At 74.2% G+C, this 5,707-nt stretch carries 6 protein-coding genes; 1 reads left to right on the forward strand and 5 read right to left on the reverse strand.

Annotated features, from left to right (window positions below; all coding sequences use genetic code 11):
* Positions 1 to 27: 27 nt before the first annotated feature.
* The gene (locus V7793_RS32240) at positions 28 to 705 is read right to left on the reverse strand and encodes a uracil-DNA glycosylase (RefSeq protein WP_168095420.1); all 678 of its coding nucleotides are present in this window, start codon (positions 703 to 705) and stop codon (positions 28 to 30) included.
* 213 nt (positions 706 to 918) lie between these two features.
* Positions 919 to 2,013 (reverse strand): NADH:flavin oxidoreductase/NADH oxidase, encoded by a 1,095-nt coding sequence (locus V7793_RS32245; protein ID WP_336013253.1) that lies wholly within the window; start codon positions 2,011 to 2,013, stop codon positions 919 to 921.
* Between the two features lie 175 nt (positions 2,014 to 2,188).
* Here V7793_RS32245 and V7793_RS32250 point away from each other — a divergent pair, with 175 nt between their 5' ends.
* Complete coding sequence (locus V7793_RS32250) at positions 2,189 to 2,554, forward strand: ArsR/SmtB family transcription factor (protein WP_336013254.1); 366 nt, start codon at positions 2,189 to 2,191, stop codon at positions 2,552 to 2,554.
* Positions 2,555 to 2,572: 18 nt separating this feature from the next.
* On the opposite strand, the gene V7793_RS32255 is transcribed toward V7793_RS32250, so the two are convergent.
* From V7793_RS32255 to V7793_RS32265, 3 genes are all read right to left on the reverse strand, one after another.
* Complete coding sequence (locus V7793_RS32255) at positions 2,573 to 3,934, reverse strand: FAD-dependent oxidoreductase (protein WP_336013255.1); 1,362 nt, start codon at positions 3,932 to 3,934, stop codon at positions 2,573 to 2,575.
* A gap of 119 nt (positions 3,935 to 4,053) precedes the next feature.
* Positions 4,054 to 4,671 (reverse strand): TetR/AcrR family transcriptional regulator, encoded by a 618-nt coding sequence (locus V7793_RS32260; RefSeq protein ID WP_336013256.1) that lies wholly within the window; start codon positions 4,669 to 4,671, stop codon positions 4,054 to 4,056.
* 148 nt (positions 4,672 to 4,819) lie between these two features.
* Positions 4,820 to 5,515 carry an HAD family hydrolase gene (locus V7793_RS32265; RefSeq protein WP_336013257.1) on the reverse strand — a complete coding sequence of 232 codons (696 nt, stop codon included), beginning with the start codon at positions 5,513 to 5,515 and terminating at the stop codon, positions 4,820 to 4,822.
* Positions 5,516 to 5,707 lie beyond the last annotated feature (192 nt).

Below are 5,707 nucleotides of genomic sequence, written 5' to 3' on the forward strand. Positions count from 1 at the left end.
GCGGTGTCACGACGGCGGCCGCGGACCTCACGGCAGCTGCCAGTCCACGGGGGCGGCGCCCTGCCGCGCCAGCAGGTCGTTGGCCCGGCTGAACGGCCGCGAGCCGAAGAAACCGCGGTCGGCCGACATGGGGGAGGGGTGCGCCGACTCCACGGACGGCACCTGTCCCAGGATCGGCCGCAGGTTGCGGGCGTCGCGGCCCCACAGGATCGCCACCATCGGGCGCCCCCGCTCGACCAGCGCCCGGATCGCCTGCTCCGTGACCTCTTCCCAGCCCTTGCCGCGGTGCGCGGCCGGCTTGCGCGGGGCGGTGGTCAGCGCCCTGTTGAGCAGCAGCACGCCCTGCCGGGTCCACGGCGTGAGGTCCCCGTTGGACGGGCGGGGAAGCCCCAGGTCGGTGTGGAGCTCGCGGTATATGTTCTCCAGGCTGCCCGGCAGCGGCCGTACCTCCGGTGCGACGGAGAAGCTCAGCCCCACGGCGTGACCCGGCGTCGGGTACGGGTCCTGACCGACGATCAGCACCCGGACGTCGTCGAACGGCTGCTGGAAGGCGCGCAGCACGTTGGCGCCCGACGGCAGGTACGTACGGCCCGCGGCGATCTCGGAGCGCAGGAAGTCGCCCATCGCGGCGATCCGGCCCGCCACCGGCTCCAGGGCCTTCGCCCAGCCCGGTTCGACGATCTCGTGCAAAGGTCGTGCAGCCACAGCTGCCGCCCCTCCCTGTAAACAAACTGCTGGCAGTTGCGCAAGTACGGGATCGTACGCGAAGGACGGGCTGCACCCGCAGTCCGGGCCCCGGATCCGGGCCGTGCGGACGGCCGCGCGGAGCAGGGCGCGGATCCGTACGTACCCGTACGTATCCGCGCCCGGAAGATTCAGCCGTACGTGTGTCCCGGACGGAGGGTGCGGCTTCGCGCGTCAGACGGCCCAGGCGTACTGGTCGGGGAAGCGCTTGGCCGCGCCGAGTCCGACCGCCGCGCGGTGGGGCCAGTGCGGGTCGCGCAGGAGCTCGCGGCCGAGCAGGACGGCGTCGGCGTCGCCGTCGGCGACGATCTTCTCGGCCTGCCGGGGATCGGTGATGAGGCCCACCGCGGCGGTCGGCAGGCCGGACTCCCGGCGGATCCGCCGGGCGAACTGCACCTGGTAGCCCGGGCCGGTGGGGATGCGGATGCCGGAGGTGATGCCGCCCGTGGAGACATCCATCAGGTCCACGCCGCGCGCCCGCAGCTCGTGCGCGAGACGCACGGTGTCGCCCGTGGTCCAGCCGTCGCGCCCGTCCTCGGGGTTCTCCGTCACCCAGTCCGTGGCCGAGACCCGGAAGAACACCGGCAGTTCCCGTGGCCACACCCCGCGCACGGCTTCCACGACCTCCAGCGCGAACCGCGTCCGGTTCTCGAACGACCCGCCGTACCGGTCGGTGCGGCGGTTGCTGAGCGGGGAGAGGAACTGGTGGATGAGGTAGCCGTGGGCCCCGTGCAGCTCGACGACCTGGAATCCGGCGGCCAGGGCGCGCCGCGCGGCGTCCGCGAACTGCCCCACGATCTCCTGGATCTGCTCCACCGTCAGCTCGGTGGGCACGCGGTGGCCCTCGTTGTACGGCACGGCGCTCGGGGCGACCGTCTGCCAGGCCTCCTCCGGGCCCACCGGCCCGTTGCCGCGCCACGGGCGCTCGGTGGCGGCCTTGCGGCCGGCGTGGCCGAGCTGGATGCCGGGCACGGTGCCGCGCTCTGCGAGGAAGGAGGTGATGCGGCGGAGGGCCTCGGTCTGGGTGTCGTTCCAGAGTCCCAGGTCGGCCGGGCTGATCCGGCCCTCCGGGCTGACCGCGGTCGCCTCCACGAGGATCAGCCCCGCCCCGCCGGTCGCGCGGGCGGTGTAGTGCGCGAAGTGCCAGTCGTTCGCGACGCCCGCGCCCGGTCCGGAGACCTCGGCGCTGTACTGGTCCATCGGGGCCATCCAGACCCGGTTGGGGATGGTGAGCGAACGCAGGGTGTACGGGGTGAACAGGGCGGTCACGGCAGGCTCCTATGCGCTTCACGGCGATGCACGGCGACGTCTTCCCGGCGCGGCGGGTTCCGCGGCGGGCAACGGTTCGTACGATAGTCATCGTAGTACGAGGGATGTCAAACTACGATGCCTCTCGTACAATGGGGGCGTCGCGGAGCAGCCCGACGCACCCGGAGGAGGAGCCGTGCCAGCACAGAACCGGCCGTCGTCGAGCGGCCGCTCCCTGGAGCACCCCGACCGCGCGGAGATCCGCCTGGAAGGTGTGCTGCACGCGCTCGCGGACCCCATGCGCCTGCAGATCGTGTGCGACCTCGCCGCGGTCGAGGGCGAGTTGAACTGCTCGGTCTTCGACCTCCCCGTGAGCAAGTCGACGACGACGCACCACTTCCGGGTGCTGCGCGAGAGCGGCGTGGTCCGGCAGATCTACCGGGGCACGGCGAAGATGAACGCCCTGCGCCGCGACGATCTCGAAGCGCTCTTCCCGGGCCTGCTCGGCACCGTCCTCACCGCGGCCGGGCACCAGGCGTCCCGCCTCGGCACCCCGGCCTGACCGCGCCGGGCCCGGGGATCAGCCGCGGGCGCGGGCCGCCGACAGCAGCCCCTCCCAGTCCGGGATCTTCACCGGACCGCGGCCCAGCCCCTCGCCGAGAGCGGCCTCCGCGGCCTCGATCGCCAGCCAGCCCGGCCACTCCACCGGCTCCCGCCCCGCCGCCCGCAGGACGGCGTGCGCGTCCTCCACCGGCCCGGGCCGGCGTGCCGCGAGCGCCCCGGCGTCGGCCAGCAGGGACGTCACCGTCTCCTTCGCGCACGAGCGGTTCGTGCCGATCACGCCCGTCGGGCCGCGCTTGATCCACCCCGCCACGTACTCGCCCGGCGACGGGACGCCCTCCCGCAGGACCCGGCCCGCCGCATGGGGCACGACGCCCAGCTCCGCGTCGAACGGCAGCCCCGCGATCGGCACCCCGCGGTAGCCCACCGAGCGCAGCACCAGCTGGGCCTCGACCTCCTCGAACTCGCCCGTGCCGACGACGCCGCCGCGCCCGTCCGGCGCCGTCCGCTCGAAGCGCACGGCGCGCACCGCCCCGTCGCCGCCACCGAGCAGCGCGGCCGGCCGGAGGAAGAACCGCAGGTGGATACGGCGCGGGCGGCCGCCGGGCGGGCGCTCGGCCCAGCCCCGCAGGACCTCGACGTTGCGCCGCCCCACCGCGGGCAGCCCGGCGGGATCGTCCCACGCGGGGTCGAGCGCCGCCTCCTGCGTCCGTACGAGCGTCTCGGCACCGGACAGGGCTCCCAGCTCGCGCAGCTCCTTCGTGGTGAACTTCGCCTGCGAGGGGCCGCGCCGGCCGACCATGTGAATGTCCGTCACCCGGCTGGCCGCGAGGGCGGACAGCGCGGCGTGCGGCACGTCGGTCCCGTGCAGTTCGCCCGCGCCGCGCGCCAGCACGCGGGCCACGTCGACGGCCACGTTGCCCACGCCGATGACGACCGCGGAGCGCGCGCCCAGCACGAACCCGTCCGGCGCCGCGTCCGGGTGGGCGCTGTACCAGGAGACGAACTCCGTGGCCGAGAAGCTGCCGGCCAGGTCCTCGCCGGGGACGCCGAGCCGCCGGTCGGCCGCGGCCCCGACGCAGTAGACGACCGCGTGGTAGAGCTCCAGCAGCCGCCGCGGCGGGAGGCCGCGCGGGTCGTCCCCCACCGGGACGTTTCCGAAGAATGTGATGGCCGGGTGCTCCATGGCCGCCCGCAGGTTGCCCTGCAGGGACTTGATCTTCTCGTGGTCCGGGGCGACGCCGTAGCGCACCAGCCCGTACGGGCAGGGCAGCCGGTCCAGGACGTCCACCGTCACTCCGGGGACGTCCCCCTGCTGCACCAGGGCCTGGGCGGTGTAGACCCCGCTCGGCCCCGACCCGATCACGGCGATGCGAAGCACGGTGGGCCCCTTTCCGCAGACGTCCGCAGATGTCCCGCAGGTCCCTCCAGGATCGCACCGGGAGCCGCGGTACGGGAGTGCGGCGCGTGCGCGTGGCCGGTTCCGCCGGGCCGAACGGGTCAGGCGCCCGGGCGCGGGGGTGCGGGGCCGGGCGGGACGCCGAGCTCCCAGTCGAGGCCGTAGCGCTGGAAGAGCTCCGCCCGCAGCCTCTCGAACGGCATGGGCGCGCCCGGCAGCAGGACCGCCACGACGGCGCCCATCAGCAGGGCGCGCAGCAGCGGGTAGTCCGCGTCGGGGTCGGGGGAGCCGTAGGCGGCCACCGTGTCGTGCAGCAGGTGCGCGAGACGCTGCTGCTCGGGGCACTGGATGAAGCCCTCCGCCTGGAGGATCCCGGCCATGTGGGTGCGCATCAGCAGGGGGCGGTCCCGGGCGAGCCCCAGGATCGCGTCGATCGCCCGTGCGAGGCGCTCGCGGCCGTCCCGGGCGCACGGGGCGCGCTCCAGGCCCGCCTCGAGCTCCAGATGCATCACCCGGTGCACCGCCGACTGCAGCAACTGCCGCTTGCCGGGGAAGTAGTACGAGACCAGGCCGCGTGCCGTGCCGGCCCGGTCGGCGATGTCGGCGAGCGTCGTCGCCTCGTACCCGCGTTCACCGACGAGCTCGACCGTCGCCTGGAGCAGCCGCTCACGGGAACGGCGGCGCATCTCCTCGTTGGCCGACGCGCTGCGCGGGGACATTCCACAACTCCTGCGTTGACTGGCTCCGGGCCAATATACTCAGGGGGTATCCGGTGCCCTGCCCGCCCCCGGCGTGGTGCGGCACCGGCGTGTCGGCTGGCCTGGGCGGCGCGGGGGACCGCCCAGACCAGCGTGGCAGCCGGGTCTGTCAGCCGAGCAGGCCGAGCAGCGGGCGCAGAGCGGCGGGCCGCTCCCCGACCGGCAGGTGGTCCACCAGGTGCACCGCACAGCCGAGCGCCGCGGCGCCCCCGTCGGCCCGGCGGTCGTCACCCACCATCAGCACCTCTTCGGGTGCCAGCCCCAGCGCCTGACAGGCCACCAGGAAGAGCCGCGGATCGGGTTTCTGCACCCCGTGCTCGAAGGACAGCGCGTAGGCGTCCACACCGGCGTCCAGGCCGTGCGTACGGAACACCGGCCGCAGGTCCCAGCCGATGTTGCTCACCACGGCCGTCCGTATCCCGCGCCGCCGCAGCTCCTCCAGGACCGCTGGCGCATCGGCGTACGGGCGCCAGGCCGCCGGCTCCATGTGCCGCTCGTACAGCGCGTCGTAGAGCTCCTGCCGGGGCAGCGGCACCTCTCGCGCCAGCCCCGTGTACGCAGCGCGGTGCTGCTCCGCGCTGCGGTCCCGCTCGGCCCACAGCCCGGCCAGGTGCGGGGGTACGCAGAGCGGGCTCCCGCCTCCCGGAAGGGCGCCCGCCTCCTCCAGCCGCTCAGCGGTCCGGGCCGCCTCGGCTTCGCTCATGCGGACACCGGTGCGCTTCAGAGCCGCGGCCAGCCACGACGCGGTCGGCTCGACGCGGAAGAGCGTGCCGGAGAAGTCGAAGAGCACCCCCTTGACCGTCATGATCCCGCCCCTGCCGTCGTCGCCCGCCGTGCCGTGGCGACTTCTCGTCGGTGTGTCCTGCGAAGTCCCGTCATCTGCCCACCCTTTCGCGTATGAGGCTGGAAAATCGGAGAGTTGGAGAGACATCCGTCCCCAGTGTCCGAGGAGGGCCCGTCCGGTGCGCGTGAGAGGTCCACACCCGGAAGAGAGTGC

The sequence above is a fragment of the Streptomyces sp. KLMMK genome, assembly GCF_036961605.1.
GTDB classification, from domain to species: domain Bacteria; phylum Actinomycetota; class Actinomycetes; order Streptomycetales; family Streptomycetaceae; genus Streptomyces; species Streptomyces telluris.